Annotated in this window: 26 protein-coding genes; 21 read left to right on the plus strand and 5 right to left on the minus strand. The window is 40.9% G+C overall.

Features of this window, described 5'->3' with window-relative positions:
- The 13 genes from AB1401_01315 to AB1401_01375 form a co-directional block, all read left to right on the plus strand.
- The coding region (locus tag AB1401_01315) for a hypothetical protein (GenBank protein MEW6614094.1) at positions 1 to 224 on the plus strand (224 nt) is incomplete at its 5' end.
- A 500-nt stretch (positions 225 to 724) separates the two neighbouring features.
- Positions 725 to 1,666, plus strand: coding sequence for an ATP-binding cassette domain-containing protein (locus tag AB1401_01320; GenBank protein MEW6614095.1), 942 nt, complete (start codon positions 725 to 727; stop codon positions 1,664 to 1,666).
- A gap of 2 nt (positions 1,667 to 1,668) precedes the next feature.
- Positions 1,669 to 2,439, plus strand: coding sequence for an ABC transporter permease (locus tag AB1401_01325; protein ID MEW6614096.1), 771 nt, complete (start codon positions 1,669 to 1,671; stop codon positions 2,437 to 2,439).
- A 2-nt stretch (positions 2,440 to 2,441) separates the two neighbouring features.
- Positions 2,442 to 3,836, plus strand: coding sequence for a Gldg family protein (locus AB1401_01330; protein ID MEW6614097.1), 1,395 nt, complete (start codon positions 2,442 to 2,444; stop codon positions 3,834 to 3,836).
- Positions 3,833 to 5,599: a DUF4340 domain-containing protein gene (locus tag AB1401_01335; protein MEW6614098.1), complete on the plus strand. Its 1,767-nt coding sequence runs from the start codon at positions 3,833 to 3,835 to the stop codon at positions 5,597 to 5,599. The genes AB1401_01330 and AB1401_01335 overlap by 4 nt, the downstream gene beginning before the upstream one ends.
- 349 nt (positions 5,600 to 5,948) lie before the next feature.
- Complete coding sequence (gene rpoZ, locus AB1401_01340) at positions 5,949 to 6,161, plus strand: DNA-directed RNA polymerase subunit omega (GenBank protein MEW6614099.1); 213 nt, start codon at positions 5,949 to 5,951, stop codon at positions 6,159 to 6,161.
- A gap of 114 nt (positions 6,162 to 6,275) precedes the next feature.
- Complete coding sequence (gene dnaJ / locus AB1401_01345; GenBank protein ID MEW6614100.1) at positions 6,276 to 7,358, plus strand: molecular chaperone DnaJ; 1,083 nt, start codon at positions 6,276 to 6,278, stop codon at positions 7,356 to 7,358.
- A 229-nt stretch (positions 7,359 to 7,587) separates the two neighbouring features.
- A complete protein-coding gene (locus AB1401_01350; GenBank protein MEW6614101.1) occupies positions 7,588 to 8,724 on the plus strand; it encodes an inositol-3-phosphate synthase in 1,137 nt (378 codons plus the stop codon).
- 16 nt (positions 8,725 to 8,740) lie between these two features.
- Positions 8,741 to 8,920 (plus strand): hypothetical protein, encoded by a 180-nt coding sequence (locus tag AB1401_01355; GenBank protein MEW6614102.1) that lies wholly within the window; start codon positions 8,741 to 8,743, stop codon positions 8,918 to 8,920.
- A 203-nt stretch (positions 8,921 to 9,123) separates the two neighbouring features.
- A complete protein-coding gene (locus tag AB1401_01360) occupies positions 9,124 to 9,693 on the plus strand; it encodes an NAD(P)H-dependent oxidoreductase subunit E (protein ID MEW6614103.1) in 570 nt (189 codons plus the stop codon).
- A complete protein-coding gene (locus AB1401_01365) occupies positions 9,677 to 11,647 on the plus strand; it encodes an NADH-ubiquinone oxidoreductase-F iron-sulfur binding region domain-containing protein (protein ID MEW6614104.1) in 1,971 nt (656 codons plus the stop codon). The genes AB1401_01360 and AB1401_01365 overlap by 17 nt, the downstream gene beginning before the upstream one ends.
- Before the next feature lie 34 nt (positions 11,648 to 11,681).
- The gene (locus AB1401_01370; GenBank protein ID MEW6614105.1) at positions 11,682 to 12,353 is read left to right on the plus strand and encodes a 2Fe-2S iron-sulfur cluster-binding protein; all 672 of its coding nucleotides are present in this window, start codon (positions 11,682 to 11,684) and stop codon (positions 12,351 to 12,353) included.
- A 188-nt stretch (positions 12,354 to 12,541) separates the two neighbouring features.
- Positions 12,542 to 12,742 carry a cold shock domain-containing protein gene (locus tag AB1401_01375; protein ID MEW6614106.1) on the plus strand — a complete coding sequence of 67 codons (201 nt, stop codon included), beginning with the start codon at positions 12,542 to 12,544 and terminating at the stop codon, positions 12,740 to 12,742.
- Positions 12,743 to 12,904: 162 nt separating this feature from the next.
- On the opposite strand, the gene AB1401_01380 is transcribed toward AB1401_01375, so the two are convergent.
- The 4 genes from AB1401_01380 to AB1401_01395 are packed head-to-tail and all read right to left on the minus strand — an operon-like array spanning position 12,905 to position 17,096.
- The gene (locus AB1401_01380; protein MEW6614107.1) at positions 12,905 to 14,089 is read right to left on the minus strand and encodes an MBL fold metallo-hydrolase; all 1,185 of its coding nucleotides are present in this window, start codon (positions 14,087 to 14,089) and stop codon (positions 12,905 to 12,907) included.
- Positions 14,086 to 15,189, minus strand: a complete 1,104-nt coding sequence (locus AB1401_01385) for a spore photoproduct lyase family protein (protein MEW6614108.1) — start codon at positions 15,187 to 15,189, stop codon at positions 14,086 to 14,088. Before AB1401_01385 ends, AB1401_01380 begins: the two co-directional genes overlap by 4 nt.
- 4 nt (positions 15,190 to 15,193) lie before the next feature.
- Positions 15,194 to 16,153: a ParB/RepB/Spo0J family partition protein gene (locus AB1401_01390; GenBank protein ID MEW6614109.1), complete on the minus strand. Its 960-nt coding sequence runs from the start codon at positions 16,151 to 16,153 to the stop codon at positions 15,194 to 15,196.
- Between the two features lie 46 nt (positions 16,154 to 16,199).
- Positions 16,200 to 17,096, minus strand: coding sequence for a glycosyltransferase (locus AB1401_01395; GenBank protein ID MEW6614110.1), 897 nt, complete (start codon positions 17,094 to 17,096; stop codon positions 16,200 to 16,202).
- Between the two features lie 219 nt (positions 17,097 to 17,315).
- Between AB1401_01395 and AB1401_01400 the strand changes: the two genes are divergently transcribed.
- Positions 17,316 to 17,966, plus strand: coding sequence for a YdcF family protein (locus AB1401_01400; GenBank protein ID MEW6614111.1), 651 nt, complete (start codon positions 17,316 to 17,318; stop codon positions 17,964 to 17,966).
- A gap of 78 nt (positions 17,967 to 18,044) precedes the next feature.
- Here AB1401_01400 and AB1401_01405 read toward each other — a convergent pair whose 3' ends face one another.
- A complete protein-coding gene (locus AB1401_01405; protein ID MEW6614112.1) occupies positions 18,045 to 18,800 on the minus strand; it encodes an SDR family oxidoreductase in 756 nt (251 codons plus the stop codon).
- A 339-nt stretch (positions 18,801 to 19,139) separates the two neighbouring features.
- Here AB1401_01405 and AB1401_01410 point away from each other — a divergent pair, with 339 nt between their 5' ends.
- The 7 genes from AB1401_01410 to AB1401_01440 form a co-directional block, all read left to right on the plus strand.
- Positions 19,140 to 19,349 (plus strand): ferredoxin family protein, encoded by a 210-nt coding sequence (locus AB1401_01410; protein MEW6614113.1) that lies wholly within the window; start codon positions 19,140 to 19,142, stop codon positions 19,347 to 19,349.
- A complete protein-coding gene (locus AB1401_01415; GenBank protein ID MEW6614114.1) occupies positions 19,342 to 20,418 on the plus strand; it encodes a 3-methyl-2-oxobutanoate dehydrogenase subunit VorB in 1,077 nt (358 codons plus the stop codon). The genes AB1401_01410 and AB1401_01415 overlap by 8 nt, the downstream gene beginning before the upstream one ends.
- Positions 20,415 to 21,188: a thiamine pyrophosphate-dependent enzyme gene (locus tag AB1401_01420; GenBank protein MEW6614115.1), complete on the plus strand. Its 774-nt coding sequence runs from the start codon at positions 20,415 to 20,417 to the stop codon at positions 21,186 to 21,188. The genes AB1401_01415 and AB1401_01420 overlap by 4 nt, the downstream gene beginning before the upstream one ends.
- On the plus strand, positions 21,178 to 21,708 hold the full coding sequence (locus AB1401_01425; protein MEW6614116.1) for a 2-oxoacid:acceptor oxidoreductase family protein: 531 nt from the start codon (positions 21,178 to 21,180) through the stop codon (positions 21,706 to 21,708). Before AB1401_01420 ends, AB1401_01425 begins: the two co-directional genes overlap by 11 nt.
- A 24-nt stretch (positions 21,709 to 21,732) precedes the next feature.
- A complete protein-coding gene (locus tag AB1401_01430; GenBank protein MEW6614117.1) occupies positions 21,733 to 22,164 on the plus strand; it encodes an amino acid-binding protein in 432 nt (143 codons plus the stop codon).
- Between the two features lie 93 nt (positions 22,165 to 22,257).
- Positions 22,258 to 23,166: a cysteine synthase family protein gene (locus tag AB1401_01435; protein ID MEW6614118.1), complete on the plus strand. Its 909-nt coding sequence runs from the start codon at positions 22,258 to 22,260 to the stop codon at positions 23,164 to 23,166.
- A gap of 325 nt (positions 23,167 to 23,491) precedes the next feature.
- On the plus strand, positions 23,492 to 23,632 hold a 141-nt coding region (locus AB1401_01440), incomplete at its 3' end, for a methylmalonyl-CoA mutase (protein MEW6614119.1).

A 23,632-nucleotide genomic window follows, 5' to 3' on the forward strand; every position in this document is an offset into this window, starting at 1 on the left:
GTAAAGGGTTCCTAAACATAACCCCATTTGGTGGAATTGGGGCAGTATGGATCTCCAGCGAACCAAAAAGTCTGCCTGCCGGAATAAGTTTAAACAAAGAAAATATTACTGCAATGAAATATTTCGGAGGAGTTAGGTTTACCCTCTTTGTGCTGAACATGACAGCCGGAGTGGAATATATGGAGGTTCCTACTTACAGCGTAAGGGCAGGAATAATTTTTTAAATACAAAAGTTGATGAAGTCGTAAAAAGTCAAAATTAAGATGGCAAAGTAATCCGCCAGAGGCGGACCAGATGCAAGGCGCGCAAATCCTGAGAAGTTGGGGCACGGTTCACCGTGCCCCAAGTGGTACGCTGCATAGCCTTCCCCGTGCTTGACACGGGGAAGGCTATGCAGCGCAATCCGCCTCAGGCGGACAGATGGACTTTTTACGAAGCCATCAAAAATTGTCAAAGAGGGGTGGTTTAATATTCTGTCTCAAACCTTTCTTCTCAAACTACCTCTCTTTTTTTCTATCTTTTCTATAATAAGTTTTAAGAAATAAAAAATAATCATAGTTTCAACGAGTTAAAGCAGAAAAGCCTTGACAAAAACTTGGAAAATTCTAAAATTATATACTTAGAGCTTTTTCAAATTCTAGCACTCAACTAACCCCTGAGGACAAACAGGCAGCGTTTCATATAAAAAAATAGAAAACCCTAAGCCAAAAAGGAAGAGTTTATCATGATCCAGGTAGAAAACCTTACCAAATACTATGGCAATATTCCAGCCATCGAAGATGTAACTTTTACTGCAGAGAAGGGCGAGATCCTTGGGTTTCTGGGACCCAATGGAGCTGGGAAAACTACTACCATGAGAATCTTAAGCTGCTTTATGCCAGCTACCAAAGGAACAGCAAAGGTAGCAGGCTATGATGTATTTAAAGATTCCCTGGAGGTTAGAAAAAGGATCGGCTATCAGCCTGAAAATGTCCCCATATACAGGGACATGTCGGTTTTAACCTATCTCAACTTTGTGGCACAGGTAAGGGGCATTGACAGGAGAGAAAGGAAGGCAAAAATAGGAAAAGTAATGGATGAATGCGGAATAACAGAGGTGTCTGGCAAACTCATAGGGAAGCTTTCCAAAGGCTACAGACAAAGAGTAGGAATAGCCCAGGCGCTGGTCCATGACCCTGAGGTTCTCATTTTAGATGAGCCAACCATTGGTCTTGACCCCAGACAGATCCATGGTATAAGGGGATTGGTAAAGGATCTAGGAGGCAAAAGGACCATTATACTGAGCACCCACATACTTCCAGAGGTCAGCATGACATGCCAACGAGTAATTATTATTAATGAAGGACGATTGGTTGCTGTTGACACACCAGACAATTTAATGGCAAGGCTCCAAAAGGGCACAAAGATCCTTGCGGAGATAGAAGGCCCTCCAGATGATATAATGAAGGAATTGAAGGGGGTATCCGGGGTTAAAAATATTGAAAAGAAGGATGCCAAATCTGAGAATACTTTTACTTACCTGATAGATTCTGCGATTGACAGAGACATTCGCAAAGAACTATTTGCCACAATTTCAAAGAATGGTTGGTTACTTACAGAGATACGCCAGATAGACATGAGCTTGGAAGACATATTTTTAAAATTAGTTACGGAGGAAAAAGACTAAAAATGGTCAATTTTTATGCTATCTTGAAGAAGGAATTGGGCTCCTATTTTAAATCCCCGATTGCATACATGGTGATAACCGTCTTTTCTGTAATTTCGGGTTACTTCTTTTACAACCTCTTTGCCCTCTTTGGGGTAATGAGTGTTCAGTCAATGAACAATCCTTATATGCAGTCTGCTTTAAATATTACTGAGGAAGTAGTAGGGCCAGTATTTTCCACCATGAGTATTCTCGTTCTGTTTATGACACCTTTTTTGACAATGAGGCTCTTTTCTGAAGAGAAAAAATCTGGAACCATTGAGCTACTTATGACATTTCCCATCAGGGATATAGAAATAATACTGGGAAAGTTTGGGGCATGTTTTCTTACCTTTCTCGTAATGTTAGCTCCTACTATTTTTTATCAGGTAATCCTCTTCATATTGGGCAAACCAGAATTAGGCCCGGTTATATCCGGCTATATAGGGATTATTCTGCTGGGGGCATCTTTTATTTCCCTGGGTATACTGATTTCAACAATGACCGAGAATCAGATTATAGCTGCAGTAGTAACATTTGGGGCATTATTGCTTTTCTGGATAATACAGTGGGGAGCCAATTTTGCAGGACCAGTATTTGCAAAGGTGCTTATCCAGCTTTCAATAATAGAACACTACCAGGAATTTGCCAGAGGGGTTATAGATACCAATGACGCTATATTTTACATCCTCTTCGCCTTCTTCTTCCTCTTCTTAACTATGAGGTCGTTGGAATCTAAGAAATGGAGGGGCTAAGAATGAAGATCAAAGGCATTTTTTTAAATAGGTCCACCAGGTACGGAACCCATATGATTATAACGGTCTTAATAGTTTTAGGGATACTCATACTCATTGGGGCAATATCGGTAAGACACCACTTCAGGTTTGATCTGACTAAGACAAAAAGGCACAGCCTGTCTGATGAGACAATAAAGGTACTTAGTTCTATCAACAAAGAAGTAAATGCTATTGCATTTTATCAGGAAAACTCTGGCAGTGAGGGAGAGCTAAAAGATTTCTTCAAATTATATAAGTATAAAAATCAAAAATTTAATTACAGGTTTATAGATCCTGACAGAAATCCTACACTGGCAAAAAAATACGGAATAACTGATTACGGTACCACGGTATTTGAAAGTGGTAAAAATGAGACGAGGGTTTCCTGGGGCAGAGAAGAACAGATTACCAATGCTATACTCAAGGTTATCAGGGAAGGGAAAAAGGCAGTTTATTTTCTTAAAGGACACGGAGAAAACGACATCGCTATATTTGCCAAGGAGGGATACAGCCAGGCAAAAAAGGCTCTGGAGGGACAAAATTATGAAGTAAAAGAGTTGACTCTTCTAAGAGCTGACAGTATTCCAGAAGATGCCTCTGTCCTGATTATAAGCGGTCCTAAAAAGGAACTCATGGAAAGTGAAATGAAACTTATTAAAGGGTATATTGAAAAAGGTGGTAACCTCCTATTCTTGATCGACCCATTTACCGTTCCAGGACTTGCTGCCCTTTTGGAGGGATACAATATAAAGCTCAGAGAGGATATCATAATAGATACAATGAGTCAGCTATTCGGCGGAGACTACCTGATCCCTATAATCGGGCAGTACGAACCCCACAGCATTACAAGAAACTTTAATATAAACACCTTTTTCCCTTTTGCCCGCTCTATAGAGATAATTAAGCAGGCAAAGGCTGGTATCGCTGTGGAACCTTTGGCCAATACCAATAAGGAAAGTTGGGGGGAAATTAACAGGAAAATGCTCGATAAAGAAGGCAAAGCCAAGTTTGACAGCGGTCATGATACCCATGGACCACTAACCATTGCTGCTGTTGTAACCATACAAACAGGGGAGAAAAAGAACGGAAAAAAGGAGGGAGAAAATTCCAAAATGGCAGTTTTTGGAGACTCCGATTTTGCCAACAATAGTTATTTCAATATCCTGGGCAATAAAGACCTCTTTTTAAACACGATAAACTGGCTGGCTGAGGAAGAAGATTTAATATCAATACGGCCCAAGGATACTGATTATAACCCCGTGATCCTTTCAAGAGCTATGGGAAAAGTCATCTTCTTTATACCTGTAGTTATCATACCGGCCATGATTTTAGTCTCTGGAATTGTGGTATTAAGCGTTAAGAGGTGGAAGAAGTGAACCTGAAAAAACTGGGGATTCTGGCGGTTGTATTAATACTCCTCGGAATATATTTTTACTTTTACGAGGTACCGGTAGAGCGGGAGAGAAAAGAGGCAAAGGAGAAGACCAAAAAGGTCATTGTCTTTAAACCTGAGGATGTGGAGGAGCTCAGGTTAAAAATCGAAGGTAAAACCATACTATTTAGTAAAGATAAAGACCAATGGATGATAAAAGAACCCATTGTTGCAAAAGGTGAGGATGAAGCAATAGAAAAGGCTCTGAACAGTCTGGTGAAGGCAGAAATAGAACGAACCATTGATGAAAGACCTGCTAGCCTGATGGATTATGGCCTGGATAAACCCTCCATAGAAATAACTATAAAAGAGAAGAATAAGCCCAGGCTGGAAACAATCCTTTTGGGCAACAAAAACCCAACCGATTACTATGTTTATGTGAAGAGAGAAAACTCAAAAGCAGTCATGCTGACATCTTCCGGGTTGAAAGAGCAACTGAATCAGGAGATATACTCCTATAGAGATAAGACAGTAATTGACTTCAAAGTAGAAGATATAAAAAACCTTGGTCTCAGATATGAAGATAAACAAGCAAACTTGAGGCTTGATGACAAAAAGGATTGGGAAATCGTCAAGCCCATAAAAGCAAAGGCTGATGGAGGAAGTATTAGAAGGCTATTGTATAGCCTGAAAAACTCCAGAATCAAAGGATTCATAGAGGAAACCCCAAAAGATTTGAACAGATATGGTCTTGACTCTCCGAAAATTGAGATTACCTTTTTTACAGATAAAAATCACCCTGCAAAATCACTTTTAATAGGAGAAAGAGTTAAGAAGGGGAGCGACTTCTATGCCAAGTGGAAAGATGTTAAAAATGTCTTTTTGCTTCCGGAGAATTCCCTTAAGGACTATCCCAAAACCGAATTCGATCTCAGGGATAAAACAGTATTGGATTTTGAAAAGGAAAAAATCTTTAGAGTTGAGCTTAAATATCCTCGTGAACAAATAGTATTAGTAAATGATGACAAAAATCAATGGAATATAACAAAACCCATAAGGGCAAAAGCAGATGAATTTGAGGTCAGCGACTTACTCTGGGCACTGCTGGATATTAGAGCAGAAGGGTTTATCAATGACAGTCTAAAAGCTCATAGAACCTATAAGTTAAATAAGCCTGTCATAGAAGTCAACCTTTTGGAAAAAGGTCAAAAAAAACCCGTGTGGCTTATTATAGCCAGTAAGGGGGATGGAGGGAAAAATCTATTTGCCAAGACAAACATAACAGATACAGTTTACCAATTATCTCCTGATGTTCTTAAGGTTCTCACCAAAACCCCTTTCAACCTCAGGGACAAAACCCTTCTCGCATTTAAGAATGAGGATGTAGAAAAGATTCAATTAAACTACCCTGATAGGACCTTTATTCTGAAGCTCGGGAAAGGGGACTGGAAGGCAATAAAACCAATAAAAACCACACTCAATAAGGCTGAGGTTATCTCGTTTCTATGGGACATTAAACTCCTTAAATTTAAGGAGATAATATCTGAGGGTATGAAAGAAGATCCTTCAGTTTATGGTTTTAATAAACCAAAAACAGAGATAACCCTATGGGACAATAAAGAAAACAAGATAGGTTCTATTATCATAGGTAAGAAGGTACAGGACAAGGATATGCTTTACGCTAAGGTTGATTTTAGTCCAACTATATATGGAATCGAGCCACAGTTCCTGGAAAAATTGCCACATGATATTAATGACTTAAAATAGGATAATATTTAAGAAGCCAAACTTAAAAAAGGGGGGTAACAGATGTCTCAGATGTTTCAAGACTTCACCAAGTTTGATTCAGCGTTTGTTATTGGTACACTGTGTTTTATAGTATTCTTATGGGTTCTTGGTTTCTGGAAATTAATAGAGATCATAAGTTAGGTTCATAACATCACCTTTAAAAAGATAAAGGGGGGGAACTATCGTGTTGGATTATTCAAAATGGGAACTTTTTTATTCTATAGGCTTGACTTGTTTAGCTATGATTTTTTTGATACTGGGGATATGGAAACTTTTTGAGGTCATATTTTAACACTACCTAAAAAGGAAGGATTAAAATTGAAAAAAGATGGCTAGAATAACAATTGAAGATTGCCTGAAAAAAGAAGAAAACCGTTTTGCTCTTGTGCATCTGGCAGCAAAGAGGGTCAGGCAACTACTAAAGGGCGCAAAACCTTTAGTGAATGCACCAGAAAATAAAGAAGTGGTAGTAGCACTGCGGGAAATTGCTGCTGGCAAAGTTGTCTCAAAAAAGGAAACTCTTGATTCCAACAATACTTAAAAAGAAATCATGGAAGAAAAATACGGCATACAAATATAACTATAAGTATTGTTAGACAATTTATATTCGCATTCTGCAGGATTCAAGGAGATCTTTTAGGAGAACGTATCATAAATGGGAAAGCGAGACTATTATGATGTACTGGGGCTCAGTCGGGGGGCAAATGATGAAGAAATAAAGAAGAGTTATAGAAAACTGGCAATGAAATACCATCCCGACAGAAATCCAGGAAAAAAAGAAGCTGAAGATAAATTTAAAGAGGCAGCAGAGGCATACGAGGTTTTGAGAGACCCGGAGAAAAGACGGCTTTATGATCAATTCGGGCACGAAGGATTGAAAGGAACTGGATTCAAAGGGTTTTCTGGATTTGAAGATATCTTCTCAACTTTTGGGGATATATTTGAAGATTTTTTCGGTTTTGGGACGAGAAGAAGTAGAACCGCTGTTAGAAGAGGGACGGATCTTCGCTATGACATTCAACTATCATTCGCAGAAGCAGCCTTTGGGAAAGAAACCGAAATTGAAATACCCAAGTCTGTACAATGTGATAAATGTGAAGGGACAGGTGCAAAACCAGGTACTTACCCTGTAAACTGTCCCGGATGTCAGGGAAAAGGACAGATAACCCGCTCTCAAGGATTTTTCAGCATAAGCACCGCCTGTCCCCATTGTAATGGTGAAGGAAGGATTATTACCAACCCATGTGTGGATTGTCATGGTACTGGAAAGGTAACAAAGAAGAAAAAGGTATCGGCGAAAATACCAGGGGGAGTTGAAGACGGTTCTCGTTTAAGGCTCAGAGGAGAAGGTGAAGAAGGCGAAAGAGGGGGAGCACCAGGGGACCTTTATGTTGTTTTGCATGTGGAACGCCACCCACTTTTTGATAGAGATGGGTATGACATTATATGCCAGATTCCCATATCTTTTACTCAAGCAGCATTAGGGACAGAAATAGATATACCAACATTAAACGGTGCAAAAAAAATTCACATTCCGAGAGGAACTCAGTCAGGACACACCTTCCGGTTAAAAGGTGAGGGTACCCACCACCTCAGGGGACATGGCAGAGGGGACCAAATTGTTCAGGTAATAGTAAAAACCCCAACCAAATTGACTAAAAGACAGGAAGAGTTATTGACAGAATTTGCCAGTATAAACGAAGAAGAAACACCTCTAAAAAAAAGGTTTTGGAAATAAACCCCGTTAGAAATTCCAGGGGCGTTATTTCTAACGGGTTAAATCATCTCAAAGCTCACCCTTTGACCCAATTCCCGATGCATGGTGGGAAATTCGCTGTTTCTTCTCATGGGAAGAAACAATAGTGATAATACCCCTGCTTCAGTAATAACAACCTTCTTTTTTTCAATATTCTCTGTTGTTTAAACTGTTTTATATCAACGAGAATCAATAAAAGGGAGTCCCCATAATGAATAGTAAAAGTATAAAAATTGCTGTTGTCGGTGTTGGAAACTGCACCAGTGCACTCCTTCAGGGTATCGAATTTTACAAAAACAATCCGGGTATAAATCTAGGGCTTATGCATTATGACCTGGGTGGGTACACTCCTTCGGATATTGAAGTAGTAGCTGCATTTGATATCGACAAAAGAAAAGTGGGGAAACCTTTAGAAGAGGCAGCATTCTCTCCACCTAATTGTACCAAGATCATCTGGGAAGACCTTCCAAGCTATAGGGTCACAGTATCCATGGGAAGGGTTTTAGATGGCGTCTCAGAACATATGAGTGGTTATTCATCTGAGAGAACCTTTTTAGTTGCCGATGAAGAACCCTGCGATGTAAGAGAAGTACTGAAGAAAAGCAAAGCCGAAATATTATTAAACTATCTGCCTGTCGGTTCTCAAAAGGCCACTGAATTCTATGCAGGATGTTGTCTCTATACAGGGGTGAGCTTTATTAACTGTATACCGGTTTTTATAGCATCCCATCCTTACTGGGGCAAGAGGTTCGAAAAGAGGGGAATACCTATTATAGGAGATGATGTTAAATCTCAGCTGGGTGCTACTATAACACACAGAGTTTTAACCAAACTCTTTCAAGATAGGGGCGTAAAACTGGAGCGTACCTATCAACTAAACACGGGAGGGAACACTGATTTTCTAAACATGTTAAACCAAAGTAGGCTGAAATCAAAGAAGATTTCTAAAACCGAAGCTGTACAATCCCAACTGGATGAACCTTTAGCGGCAGAAAACATCCATATCGGACCATCAGACTATGTCCCCTGGCAAAACGATAATAAGGTCTGTTTTATTAGAATGGAGGGAACAGGATTTGCCGGCGTTCCATTGCACCTGGAGATGCGCCTTTCTGTAGAAGACTCACCCAATAGTGGTGGAGTTACAATTGACGCCATAAGATACTGCAAAATAGCAAGAGAAAGTGGTGATAAAGGGGCACTATTACCAATTTCTGCCTATACGATGAAACATCCACCAAAACAGATTGCTGACTTAGAGGCTAGAGCATTAATTGAAAAATATATAACCGAATATAGCGCCAAAATAAAAATATCTTCCCCGTTAACCTTGTCAAAAACCTATTAAAAAGGAGAAATATTGTATGGTCAATAATAAAGAGAACCTGTTTGATAAGAGGGTTATAGAGAAAAACATCGCTGAGGGGATTATCAGCAAGACTGACTATGAGGAATATCTCGCGAACCTGTCTGATGTTTCTAATAAAACAGAGCATATACTTCTCCCCCAAAATGACTTAAAAGTATATTCAAGAGTCAAATGAATATTTTGCACACACTTTTTTCCCCTTGACCGATATCCCTTTTTACAATATATTATCAACGGTTTTAATTTAAAATGCCTTTTTCCATTCCATACTCCATAATAAGTCATAATAAGTAATCCTAAGAAATCCTCCACTATTTACCATGTGGGAACCCTCAAAGATAATCCCCAAAAAAGCAAGAGGATTCAAAAAGGAACTTTATGAATATCAGAAGAGAGCCAGAGCGTAAAGAGGAATTGGAGATAATCAAGAAGATACTCAAGAACTGGGAAGGAGAGAAAAATATGATTGCCATACTCCTCTCAATTCAGGACAATCTTGGGTATCTTCCAGAAGAAGGTATGATGGAAGTAGCCAGACATCTAAATATCTCAGAAACAACTATTTATGGGGTGGCTACATTTTACAACCAATTTCGTTTTACCCCGCCGGGGAAGAATCATATCCAGGTATGTATGGGTACAGCATGCCATGTAAAACGGGGTAACATTGTTCTGGACTCATGGGAAAGACGTCTGGAAATAAAAGAGGGAGAGGTAAGCGAAGATCGGGAATTCAGCCTGGATAGGGTAAACTGTGTGGGATGCTGTGTCTTAGCCCCTGTAACAGTTATTAATAAAGAGGTGTATGGTAAAATGGATACTACCAAAGTAGATGGTATCCTTCTAAAATACCAGTTGGGAAAAGAAGCCGAAACGAAGAGAAGGGAAGCATCTGAAACCGGCACAATAGAAGATGGTGAAGAATCTGACAATGGAAATGGCAGTTAAGGAAAGATTCGAAGAACTTAGAAAAAACGCATTAAGCGATTTCCCAGGCATGAATGGAAAAAAGGGGGTAACTATCTACGTGGGGACAGCTACCTGCGGAAGGTCAGCCGGTTCTCTTGAAGTGCTTTCTTCTTTTGAAGACATTTTAAAGACCCTCAAAATCGAAGCCAGAATAGTTCAGGTTGGGTGTCACGGGCACTGCTACGCTGAGCCTATGGCTGTTGTTTCCAAGCCAGGATGGCCTCCCATTATGTATGGTTACCTCACCCCTAACCGAACTCAAATACTCATAAAGAGATTTTTCAACGAAGAGGATCCTGCCCTTGAGTGGGCTTTAGGTGCAATTGAAGAAAACGATATGGTTCCCACAGTTTACGAAACCCCAAGGTGGTCAAAGGAACGGAGATGGCTACTGAAAAACTGTGGCTACATAGACCCCGAAAATATTAATCATTACATAGCAGTAGGTGGATATGAAGGTTTAACGTATGCCATTGAAATGGAATCCAGAGGGATAATAGAAGAGATAGAGGCTGCAGGATTACGGGGGCTGGGAGGCGCAGGTTTTGACACATGGAAAAAGTGGGATATATGCCGGGATGCCCCCGAATTCCCAAAGTATCTTATATGCAACGCTGATGAAGGGGACCCTGGTGCGTTTATGGACAGGACAATCATGGAAAGCGACCCTCATTCCATTATAGAAGGAATGATTATAGCAGGTTATGCAATCGGAGCTGAGTCTGGTTACGTATACATTAGAAAAGAGTATCCACAAGCAGTATCCGTGTTAACAACGGCAGTCTATCAGGCAAGAGAACTGGGGCTTTTGGGAAAGAATATTCTGAACAGTAAAATCAGTTTTGATATTAAAATAAACCAGGGTGCAGGGGCATTCGTTTGCGGTGAAGAAACGGCTCTGATAGCATCCATAGAAGGAAAAAGAGGGATGCCAAAACCAAGGCCTCCTTATCCGGCAAATAGGGGACTCTGGGAGAAACCTACCCTGATAAACAATGTCAAAACCCTTGCCTCTATCCCTAAAATAATCACATATGGAGCCGGAAAGGTCTCCTCTGTGGGTATGGAAGGCTGTATGGGTACAGCCGTCTTTGCCCTGGCCGGCAAGATAAAAAATGCGGGTTTGGTGGAGATTCCCTTTGGGACTACCCTAAGAGAAATCATATTTGACATTGGGGGTGGAGTTCCTCCCATAATAAAGACTTCAAACGTTGCAGGAGAACTCCCAAAAACTATTAAGAGACAATTTAAAGCAGTTCAAATAGGGGGGCCATCAGGGGGGTGTCTTCCGGAATCACTTCTGGATACACCCGTATGCTTTGACACGATAGTTGATACAGGAGCAATTATGGGTTCCGGCGGGATGGTGGTCCTGGACGAAGACAACTGTGCTGTAGAGACTGCCCGGTACTTTTTAGAATTTACCCAGAAGGAATCCTGTGGCAAGTGTACCTTCTGCCGGATCGGAACCAAGCATATGCTGGATATCCTCACTGATATAACAAAAGGGGCAGGTGCTATGGAAGATCTTTGTCTCCTTGAGGAATTGGCTGAAACCATTAAACAGGGTTCTCTCTGTAACCTGGGGAAGACTGCCCCTAATCCTATACTTACAACCCTGTCTTATTTCAGGGAAGAATACGAGGCGCACATCTTAGATAAAAGATGTCCTTCACTGGAATGTAAGGACCTTGTTGCATACTATATTTTACCTGAAAAATGCCAGCGGGCATGTGATGCCTGTGTTGGCAGTTGTCCAACAGAGGCTATCTATACCAGAAGGGATCGCCTTAAGGCTATAGAGCAGAAGAAATGCGTTAAGTGTGCGAGCTGTATGGATGCCTGTCCTGCTCAGTATGATGCAGTAGTAAAAATATCGCCTGTATCTGAGCTTCCTGAATCTGAACCTCGTTATGATAACCCACCATATTAGAGGTAAAAGTCCGTAGAATGAACAAGGAATAAATGTGAAAACTCTGTCTTTAACGATTAACGAAAAAAAGATAGTAACGGAAAAGGGAAAAAAGGTGCTATGGGCTGCCCTGGAAAACGGTATCTTTATTCCTCATCTCTGTGCAATCGAAGAAAACCCTTCACCTTTTGGGAGTTGTAGACTCTGCTTTGTCGAGATAGAAGGGAAAGAAGAGCCGGTGACGAGTTGCACTGAAGAGGTAACCGATGGGATGATCGTAAATACAAGGACAGAATCCGTATTACGATTGGTGCGAATGGCATTTGAATTGATCATGTCGAGACACCCTATAGTATGCAAGGAGTGTCCGGCCAATAAGAAGTGCGCTCTTCAAAACATCTCCCATGAGATGGGGTTTAAACTCAAACCTAAGAAGCTGCCCCAGATCCTCCCTAACTTACCAGTAGACGATAGTCATTCTCTCTTTACCTATAACCCCAATCTATGTGTATTGTGTGGTCTCTGTGTCTATATCTGTAATGAGATTGTCAAAGAGGCGGTCCTGGATTTTAACTTCAGGGGTTTTATAACCAAAGTGGGAACCTTCCAAAACAGACCACTTGCTGAATCTAAATGCAACCCCTGTTTAAAATGTGTAGAGGTATGTCCGGTAGGTGCCTTATCCAAAAAGGTGAGTGGCAAGGAAATACCCTTGACAAGGCTATAAACGATATATAAAATACCAATACATTCATCTATTATATGGATGAAGGTGATTGTAGTACGCAAGTTAAGGTAAGTTTTTTTATGCCCGTTTAAAATCGGTCTTTCGCCTAAGCGATGCGGTTTAAGGGCTGCTTTTAAAGTAACTCCTTACAAGCGGTACGAAATAAGAAGAAAGGAGGGTGGTCGCTTATGGTAGAAGGACGAGTTAAATGGTTTAACGAAAAAAAGGGCTATGGTTTTATTGAGACAGATACCCACGGAGATGTATTTGTTCACTATTCTGGTATCGAAGACAGCGGGTTCCGTTCGCTCAATGAACTCGAACGGGTAACTCTGGAAATAGAAGAGACACCTAAAGGACGCCAGGCAGTCAGGGTAAAACGGCTCTAAAATAGATTGCCGGAATAAATGACTAAGAAAGCATCTTGGACACATATCCAGGATGCTTTCTTTTTTTGAAGTATTCCTAACAGCTACTTCCCTGAATCCTGCCAGACCGAAATGACTGATGATGAGACCCTGGTTTCCGCACACATGCCTCTCTTGCCCATCTCATAAAATGGTAGAGTTTCTATCGTCGATTATTTCGAGGATTCTTCTGTATACGTGATCGAACTTCTCCCCTGTGTTCTTGAAATAATGGACTGCACCATCCATACTTGATCGATAGACCCCTTTAGCCATTTCCAAAAGCCTTATATGAACAAATGCTTCGTTGCCTGCCATAGGGTTAAATTTGGCAGGATCTACAAAGACATCAAAATATCGGGGCATGGAAGCTATCTCCCAGGGGGTCTTTGGCTTTTGACAAGCATTGTATGTAAACTCAAGTCTGCAACGGTGATGTTTCTTTAGAAAATCAATCCTCCCATAGAAGTCCCGAATGTTCCTCCCGTGTGCAGGAAGAGAGAGGGTAATCTTTCTCATTTGTTTTAGGTTATCTAAGGTACGAAGATATGTAACCAGATCGTTAGGATGCGGGGTTATGGGATATAAAAGAACATCCCCACATATCAGTATGTTCTCCTCTTCCTCTTCTGAACCGATTCTGAGGCAGATTGAGCCGGGTGAATGGCCTGGGGAGTGGTTTACTCTAATAAAATTACTCTGAAGCCCATTTAATGATAGAAAACCATCCATTGCGACAGGATGATCCACCTTCAGAGACAGACTGAAAGATTCTTTTACAGCCTCTTTATGGTATTCATAGACTGAAGATTTGGGAAGAGGCATACCAAAGGCTTTGTACCTGGGGCGCCCTTCAAATACACTCCTTGAGATTGCCCATGGGTTACAAATCCGGTCAGTGTCCATGACATGGGATGAAACCCTAGCCCTGCTTTTTTCTACTATGCTGTTACCCATGAGATAGTGATCCGGGTGTCCATGCGTTATTATGATAAATTCTATGTCTTTGAGGGAGTAGCCGGCTGCTTTCAGTCCGGTGACTAGTTCATCCTCACTATGATCATCCGGCAGATCTTTCACCTTTTTTGGTATTGGCTGATTTCTCCAATAGTAGAAAATCTTTTTAGCCATATGGGTTGGAATACCTGTGTCCACCATAATCAAGGCTTCGTCTTCAATAACGTAAATGTGGGCTGGACCAGGACCTATAATGTCAGGACAGAATGTGGTGATTTGCGTAACTTTCCTACCTTTGGAAAGTATGTATTGTTTGACTCTTCCACTTCCTACTTCTGAATTAGGCTTGATGATATTCTCTTTAATATTCATTTGTTATCTCCAGTACCGTCCAATATTTTAGCCAGATTTTCGCTGTTTTCAACCCGATCTTCCCTAAAAACTTTTCTCCATACCTCGTGGCTCTCCATGCAGAGGTATACACATAGTTTGGGATCATAATCCCTTATCCATTCTAACATCATGGAATACATCTCTATCCGGATAGGTTTAAAGTACCTCATTTTCCCGTCCATACCCGGGATAAACTCGTTATATAGTATCTTACTTTTGGGGAATCTTTTTTGAATTATACGTTTTAACTCAGGTAAAAACCTGAAACACCCGAGACTTATCCATGAGACATTCTTGGTCTCTATTTTGGCGAAGAGTCTTTTCAGGGCTTTCTGGTAACCTTTCTCCCATCCAGGGTAGTATATAAGTGGATCAAAATGAAACCCCAACTTGTAGCCAACCTTCTGACATTTAAACGCTGCATCTATTCTATCGGCTATTGACGGTGCAAAAAGTTCTTCACTTTTCGCTATCTCCTCTGTATTCAGTGACCATGAGACTATTGTGTTCCCGTTATGTTGTAAATCAATTAGATTGCCTATATTGTCTGTCTTTGTCTTTAACTCCAGAATTACGTTCTCTTTGTGGGCGAAATATGGCACTATTAGCTTTGTAAAACCTGTCAGATGGTCCAGTGCTAAACTGTCAGTGAATTCTCCTGTTCCAATACGATATATGGACTCAGGGTCTTGACTTAGTTCATCCTCAAGTTCGGTAAGCATATCCTTTGTATTGGCATATACTACCATTGCTGGATTATTCAGGTAAGACTGAAGGATACAATAGGAGCATTCTAAGTTACAGTTGGTTGCAAAGTTCAATATTTGGTAGCCACAGCATATATATTCCTTTGTACCAGGACAGGATTTTAGAAATCTCCCTCTGTTTTCCGTGAGTAAGAGCACCTTTTTCCCGGCACACAAGGGGTCTTTCCTACCTCTTATGGCATCTATTGCTGTACTTGTATCAGCTAAATACTCTACTGGAACACCTGGAAGATTGTTAAGAATGTTGTGAGTAATGAGTGAATCCCTAACTTTGGTATCTATAATAATCTTCCTGGGAATATATCTGACCATCTCTTTAGCCTTCAATTATTCTTTTGAACTCTTTGTTGTGCTTAGCAGAGTCTATTTTTTTAAGGCTATCTTCCAGATCGTCCATGTTTTCAAATAGAAACTCAATACAGTACCTGTCCCCCTCAAAAGACGGTGGAGGGGTTAATCTTATTTTATCCCCAAAATTTAATTTCCCTTTCATTTCCAAAAAATCATTCTCAGCTTTTATTATTTTTGGATATTTCAGCTTTCTGAGGAAGTAACGCACCCTGCTGCCCTTTTGGGGTATGTTGAGGTTACTGTCAGCTAAAATATCCTTTAATTCCTTGGCATTGAGTATGCTGTATGCTGAGCATCCGTCTCTCTTAGTAATATCATATAGGTTATCAATAATTTCGTTCTGCTTATTTTTGCTGAACCTTAGGGTAGAGAGAATTTGGAGAATCGGTTCTCTGTCTTTTTTTGAAAAATTCAAAAACTTTGCGGCTACCCCCTCATCTATCCTTCCATCTACAACTGCGTCTTTGATTTTCACATCCAGACTTGATAGAGGTTTGATTCTATCCAATACCGAATAATGGGAGTTCAATCCCAAAAGAGGTAAGAATTTTTTTACTATAACTTCGACTGAATAGTATTTTTGTAGTTTACTGATGGTTATGGATTTCTCTACAGGGTTTAAAACCCTGTGGGAGAGATTATCATAAAGGCTTATCAAAAAGGTATCCTTGTCTTCAATACTCTGGCACATAATAGCACATCTCAATTCTTCTATTCCTATTTCATGGCAGACCAGAAGTCTTTTATAGCCACACACTATGCTGTACTGCTCCTCGGATTTTTTTTTCACCAATGGAGGATTGAGTATGCCTATCTTCTCAATGGATTTCTTTAATTGTGTTAGGGCAAAACCATAGGTAGTGACAAAGGTAGTGTCAGTCAGATCAATGGATCTTATAGCTAAATGCTTATATTCCGTATTCATTATATTTAGATTTCCTTTTTAGCAGCTTTGGGTATTTTAGTCCATTTCATGCATATAATTTAATTTCATATTTGTCTGGTATCTTTAAATACCTTTCCCCCTCTGCTATCCTTCCCCTTTTTAAACACCCATTGCCAAATATGGTACATTTTTTTCTTAGCTCTTTTAACGATGCTTTGTACTGTTCAGGGGAAAGAATACCACTTTCCAATATATTAACCAACGCCTTTATTCTAAACCTGTCAAGACCTACAAAATTCCGGGATAACTGGTCATGATGTCCTCCTCTCTTTATTATAAGAGGGGTTTCTATCAAATAGATAGGGTAACTGGCGGCTATTTTGATCCACATATCGTAATCCTCACAGGCTGGTAAACTCTCATCAAAGAACCCTATCCTGTCAAAGAACAACTCCCTTTTTAGCATAACAGAAGACGGACTTATAATACACAGGGGCAACACCTTGTCGAATATCATACCGCTGTATTTTCTGTGTTTTCTCATGGGATTTACTCTTGCATTATTTCTAAACCATATCTCTTCAGTATAACATATCAAGGCATCAGGATTGTGAGCAAAAAAATCCATTTGATAAGCAAGCTTGTCCGGTGACCACTTATCATCGGAATCCAGAAAAGCAATATACTCTCCGGAGGAATTTTTTATGCCCATATTTCTCGCACAACTCACACCCCTCTTATTCTGATAAATATAAACTATTTCATCAGTGTATCTTCGCACGATGTTTCTAGTTTCATCTGTGGAACCATCATCAACGACTATCAGCTCAAAATCCTTATAATTCTGGAACAGAACTGATTCAATTGCTTCCTCAAGGAAGTTTGCTCGATTATAGGTGGGAATTATAACACTTACTTTTGGCATGGACAGTTTATTGTTTATTTCCCATTTTTGAACAACCTTGCATCTGCTAATTTTCAAACCCTGTTTTTTAATCAGGGTATTCTAACATATAACACATACTTTTCCCATACAATATAAAAAAATAACTAGTTGACTTAGGTTGCCTGTCTGGTTATAAAATTGGTTATAATATTTGTTTGGATAACGGCATTTCAATGAAAGAGCGGGTATATTTTTTCTTTTTTCACAGACCAATTGAACAAACAGAGACCCAAAAGCTGAAAGGGGGAGAATGCCTTGGCTAGAAAAAGAGGATCCCTGACACGGTTCGGGAAACTGCTAAAGGTTATATTTTGGATTTGCCTTATATTCTTCCTGTCTGTTATGTTTACACCTTTACCTAATCTTCTCTCTTCCTACCTTACTGTTAGACCTGACATAAAAAAGGCTGATTTGATTGTTGTTTTAGGGGGAGGATTCTACCCTACAGGAGAACTAACCCTGAGTTCTATAGACAGGGCTGTAAAGGGAATTGAACTGTATTTCGAAGGTAAGGCAGGTAAAATGGTGTTTAGTGGGGGAAACCCAAAAAGATTCCCTGGCTATATATCAGAAGCCGGTAGTATGGCGCAAATAGCAGAAAATCTTAGAGTTCCATCTGGGAATATCATAATCGAAAAAAAGTCTAGCCGTACTTATGAAAACGCTGTTAAAGTGAATAAGATTATGCATGATTTAGGGCTCAAGGATGCTATTCTTGTAACATCTTCATACCACATGTTGAGGGCAAAACTCTCTTTCGAACATGCAGGTGTTATTGTTTATCCTGCCTCCACTGCTCCCGCTGAAAAATATATTACCCATCCTCTTCAGAGACTCCTCCTATTTCAAGCAGTCCTGCATGAATACATGGGATTGGCATACTACAAGTGGAAGGGATGGATTTAAGTAAGATTTATTTTTGTATATCTACCGTATCCTGAATGCAGAGGCATAAATACATTCAGGATACGGATATGAACAGGTTTATATCACACCGGTTGATCCCATGGCACAGATAACCTGCCCGGTCACAAAGTAGGAATCATCAGAAGCAAGAAAGACAACCGTAGGAGCCACATCCTCAGGCTGTCCCATTCTCTGAATCGTAGACGTAGAAGCAAGGTGCTTGTACATCATTTCCTTTACTTTATCAGGCATCGACTCTGTCATGGCAGTCTGAGCTGCCGGACCTACCGCATTCACACAAATTCCACGTCGTGCCAGTTCTTTGGCATTGGACAGAGTCAACCCTATAAGACCCGCCTTGGCTGCACTGTAATTCGCCTGACCTACATTCCCATAGATCCCTGCTGAAGAAGTAATGTTGATAATCCTCCCTTTTACATTGTTCTCAATCATATACTTCACTGCGGCTTGAGTATTGAGGAAAGCACCTCTAAGGTGAACAGTTATGACATCGTCCCATTGTTTCTCTTCCATCTTATGTAAAAGTTGGTCTCTGATTATACCGGCATTATTAACCAATATATCCAGTTTACCAAATTCTTTAACAGCAGTACTGACCAATTTCTCTGCTACATCCTTTGTCCCTACTCCACCTATAACTGCTGCAGCTTTCCCACCTTTAGATTCTATCTCCTTCACCACTTGATTAGCAGAGTCATCCACATCATTTACCACTATGGATGCACCTTCTTTTGACATTACTAGAGCAAACCCTCTACCCAATCCCCTACCCGATCCACTAATTATTGCTACTTTTCCATCCAGCTTTCCCATTTTCAGACCTCCTTTTATTATTTGATGAAACGTAATTTTGTGCCCATATCTGTTCTTTGCTTATTACCTTTAGTTTTTATTTCGAAAAAAAGAATCCCTTTGAAGCAAACACAAGCAGGATTTTTAAGATGCCCATCTGTATGAAGTGCAAGATAAGTAGCTCAAAGAGTATACAAACCAATAATACGGCTATTTTTACCATTTAGAGAAACATAAGTCAACAAAAATTAAATTTGTTTTCGCAGAAAACAGGCTAAAAACAGGCTAAAAAAATATTGACAACGTATGGAATATGATTTAAATCTTTAACTTCATTTAATTTAGAGGGTAGGATACGGAATGAAGGGGTATATAGAGATTGATCAGGAGCTCTGTAAGGGGTGTCAGATCTGCATAGCTTTTTGTCCGAAAGATTCAATTTCTCCATCCGATAAACTGAATGCCAACGGCTACTTACCGGTTCGCTTTAATAGTAATGGTGATTGTACTGGCTGTGCAACCTGTGCAATCGTGTGCCCTGATGTGGTAATAGAGGTGTACCGTGGCTAAGATTCTCATGTACGGAAATGCTGCAATTGGGGAAGCTGCCATCCGAGCTGGCTGCCAGTGTTATTTTGGCTATCCGATTACCCCTCAAAATGAACTTACCGAATATATGGCCACCAATTTAAGCAGAAGGAAAGGGTGTTCCTTTGTTCAGGCTGAAAGTGAGGTCTCTGCCATAAACATGGTATACGGAGCCAGTCTGGCCGGAGTACGCGCAATGACCTCTTCTTCCAGTCCGGGAATCAGTTTGAAACAGGAAGGAATTTCCTATCTCGCCGCTTGCGAGCTCCCTGCTGTTATTGTCAACATTTCCAGAGGTGGCCCCGGTTTGGGAAGCATATCCGCTGCCCAATCGGATTACTTCCAGTCTACCCGGGGCGGAGGTCATGGAGACTACCGTACCATAGTCCTGGCGCCATCATCAGTACAGGAATTAGCAGACCTCACTCACCGTGCCTTTGATCTTGCCGACAAGTACCGGATCCCCGTAATCATTCTGGGGGATGGTATGCTTGGGCAGATGATGGAGCCTGTGGAATTTAAATATGATGCCCCATCAGAATTACCGGTCAGAAGCGATGCACTTAGAGGGGCTAAAGGACGGCCAAGTAGAATTGTTAAAACCTTTACCTCAAAGCCAACAGATTTGGAAGAGCTTAATTGGAGTCTGTTCAGAAGATACCGCTTGATAGAGAAAGAAGAAACCACTTACGAGATATATATGGTCGAAGATGCTGAACTGGTAGTAGTTGCCTTTGGAGTGGCTGCCCGAATTGCAAAAGGGGCAATCAGGAATGCACGGGCAAATGGTTTGAAGGTGGGAATGTTTAGACCGATCACTCTCTGGCCATTTCCTTATGAGAAAGTCAGCGAATTAACTCAAATGACAAAACATTTTCTGGTTTTTGAGATGAACATGGGACAGATGATAGAAGATGTAAAACTGGCAGTCGAAGGGAAAAGGGAGATATCCTTTTACGGAAGGCCAGGAGGTGTAATTCCTACTCCTAGCGAAATTCTTCGAGTAATCACCCGTCTTTATTATCAGAAAGGTCTAAAAATAGAGAAGTGAAGAAGGTATACAGACGACCTAAATCATTGAAGAGAGCCGCATTCCATTACTGCCCGGGATGTGGGCATTCCATCGTGCACCGGCTCTTGACCGAGGTGTTCGACGAGATGAATATTCAGGACAAGGTCATAGGTATTCCCCCTCCCGGATGTTCGGTTTTTGCGTACCATTATCTTGATGTTGATATGGCGGAATCGGCTCATGGGAGAGGGGCGGCTGTAGCCACGGGGCTTAAAAGGGCATATCCTGATGCATTGGTATTCACTTATCAGGGAGATGGTGATCTGGCTGCTATTGGTACGGCTGAAACTATTCATGCCGCCAACAGAGGGGAATGTATAACCTCTATTTTCATCAACAACGCTGTTTACGGAATGACTGGTGGACAGATGGCACCGACTACTCTTTCCAATATGAAGACTACTACTACTCCGTATGGACGAGATACGAGATTAGAGGGATACCCTGTCAGGATGAGTGAAATGGTGGCTCTGGTCAAAGGCGCGGCTTATATCGAGCGGACTGCTGTTAATTCACCGGCAAATATCAAGAGGACTAAAAAGGCTATCCGCAAAGCCTTTCAAACACAAATCGATGATCTTGGTTATTCTATGGTAGAAATACTTTCTCCTTGCCCTACCAATTGGAAGATGAGTCCGTTGGAATCATGGCAGTGGGTCGAAAACGAAATGACGAAGGAGTTCCCACTGGGTTTAATTAAGGATACTACTAGAACAAAGGACATTACTGGTAAAAGAGATGCTGATTAAAACAATCTTTGCAGGTTTCGGCGGACAGGGAGTTCTCTCCATGGGGCTCAACCTGTCTCAGGCTGCAATGTCGGAGGGGAAACATGTAACTTACTTACCCTCTTATGGTGCCGAAGTTCGCGGCGGTACCGCCAATTGTACAGTAGCCATATCCGATGAAGAGATTGCCTCTCCAGTAGCTTCCTCCCCGGATTTTGTGGTGGCTATGAACCAGCCTTCCCTGGTTCGATTTCAAAACCAGATCCAATCTGGTGGACTCCTGTTCATTAACTCTTCTATAACGGAATCCGTGGTTTCAAGGGGTGATATTGAGGTTATACAAGTTCCAGCAAGTGATATTGCTGAAGAGCTTAAAAGTCCAAAGTCGGCGAACATGGTAATGATGGGGGCATTCAGCAAAAAGACTAATCTTGTTTCACTTTCCACTTTAATTAAAGTTTTGGAAAATACTTTTAAGGCTAAAAAAATGCTGATCGATATTAACAAAAAGGCATTGATGGCAGGGTATGATTTATTTTAGATGCTTTTCAATCGGGGGTAACCTATGAGTGTCAAACAGGTTTCTATTACTTTGGATAATATACCGGGCCAGTTTCTACGTGTGAGCGAGTACCTTGGTGCCGAGGGAATCAATATCAGAGCTATTTCAGTGGCTGATACCTCCGAAGTCAGTACTGTGCGGTTTGTAACCGATAATCCTCAAAAGACGATCAATGTTCTAAAGAGCCATGGATATTCCGTGAGGGAACGAAATGTAATAGCAGTGGAAATCCCTGATCACCCTGGCGCCCTTCAAGCTGTGCTCAAACCTCTGAATGCCTCCAATATTAATGTGTTGTATCTTTATACCTTTTTGGGCAAGGGAGAGAGTGGACAGTCTATTGTTATTGTGGGCGTGGACAAGACGGAAGAAGCGATAAAGGTTCTGGAGAAGAACTGGGTACACACCTTTGGGAAAGAGATCTATTCATTGTAACGTAAAGAAAATAGCTTTATTTAGATTGGACTGACTCAACTCGAGGTAGCATAATTTAACAATATGGGCATATAACCGAAAAGGAGAACTAATGTGAATTTGTTATCTATTATAGGAAATACCCCACTTATAGAGTTGTCCAATATAAATGAAAATCCTAAGGTGAGGATTCTAGGTAAATTTGAGGGAGCCAATCCAGGGGGTTCGGTTAAGGATCGACCTGCTTACTATATGTTGCAGAAAGCAGAAGAGTCTGGGGAATTAACCAAAGATAAAATAATCCTTGAACCAACATCAGGGAATACAGGGATTGGTTTGGCAATGATAGCAGCTGCAAAAGGGTATCGTATTAAGCTTTTAATGCCGGAATGTGTCAGTACCGAGAGACAGTATATTCTGGGAGCTTTTGGTGCTGAGGTTGTGCTCACTCCTGCGAAAGAAGGTACTGATGGTGCTATAAAAAGAGCCCATCAGATAATTGATAATGCGCCTGATAAGTACTATATGCCCAATCAGTTTGATAACCCCAGCAATGTTCTTGCTCATTACGAGACGACTGGCCCTGAAATTTTATCCCAGACGAATGGAGAAATAGATGTGTTTGTTGCTGGCATGGGGACAACGGGGACTATAATGGGTGTCGGAAAGTATCTGCGGGAACATAAACCCGATATAAAAATAGTAGGGGTTGAGCCGGTAATAGGACACACGATACAGGGGCTAAAGAATATGAAAGAAGCTATTGTTCCCAAGATATACAATCCAGAGAAGCTTGATGGGAAGATTGTTATCAATGATGGTGAGGCATTTGATATGACGAGGAAGCTTGTTACAGAAGAGGGCCTTTTTGTTGGTATGTCAAGCGGAGCAGCAATGGCTGGAGCGTTTGATATTGCAAGGAATATGGATTCTGGGGTAATTGTTGTGATACTCCCCGATAGGGGAGACCGTTACCTGAGTACTACCCTTTTTAGATCTATATGCGGAAAATGCCCTCCCTAATTAATCCTTAGGTAATTTCTAATATTTCAATCATTACCCCGCGTTTATAACGTTTTACTGTTTTAGACCTTTGAAAATCTATACAAACTGTCGTTTCGAGGAGCAGGTGAGCCGAAGCCCTGAGCGAAGTGAAGGGGACGTGGCAATCTCTTTGATAATCAAGCCGTTATGAGATTGCTTCATCCGCCTCTGGCGGATTCGCAATGACAAATTGGGCATCTTTCAAAGCTCTCTGTTTATAGTATAACTATCTATTTTTTTATCTTTTTTATCAGAATCAGTTTATACGAATGAGAGAATTTAATTAATTGGAGGTTTAAGAAGAATGCGAGTGTGGAAAACAAGGATTTTACTGGCGAAGCCTGGGGCAGATTGTCATGATAGGGGGGCTCATGTGCTGGTTCAGGCGTTCAAAGATGCTGGTATGGAGGTTATTTACACGGGGCTTTACCAGACTCCAAAGATG

The sequence above is a fragment of the Thermodesulfobacteriota bacterium genome (assembly GCA_040757775.1).
In the GTDB taxonomy this organism is placed as follows: Bacteria; Desulfobacterota; UBA8473; order UBA8473; family UBA8473; genus UBA8473.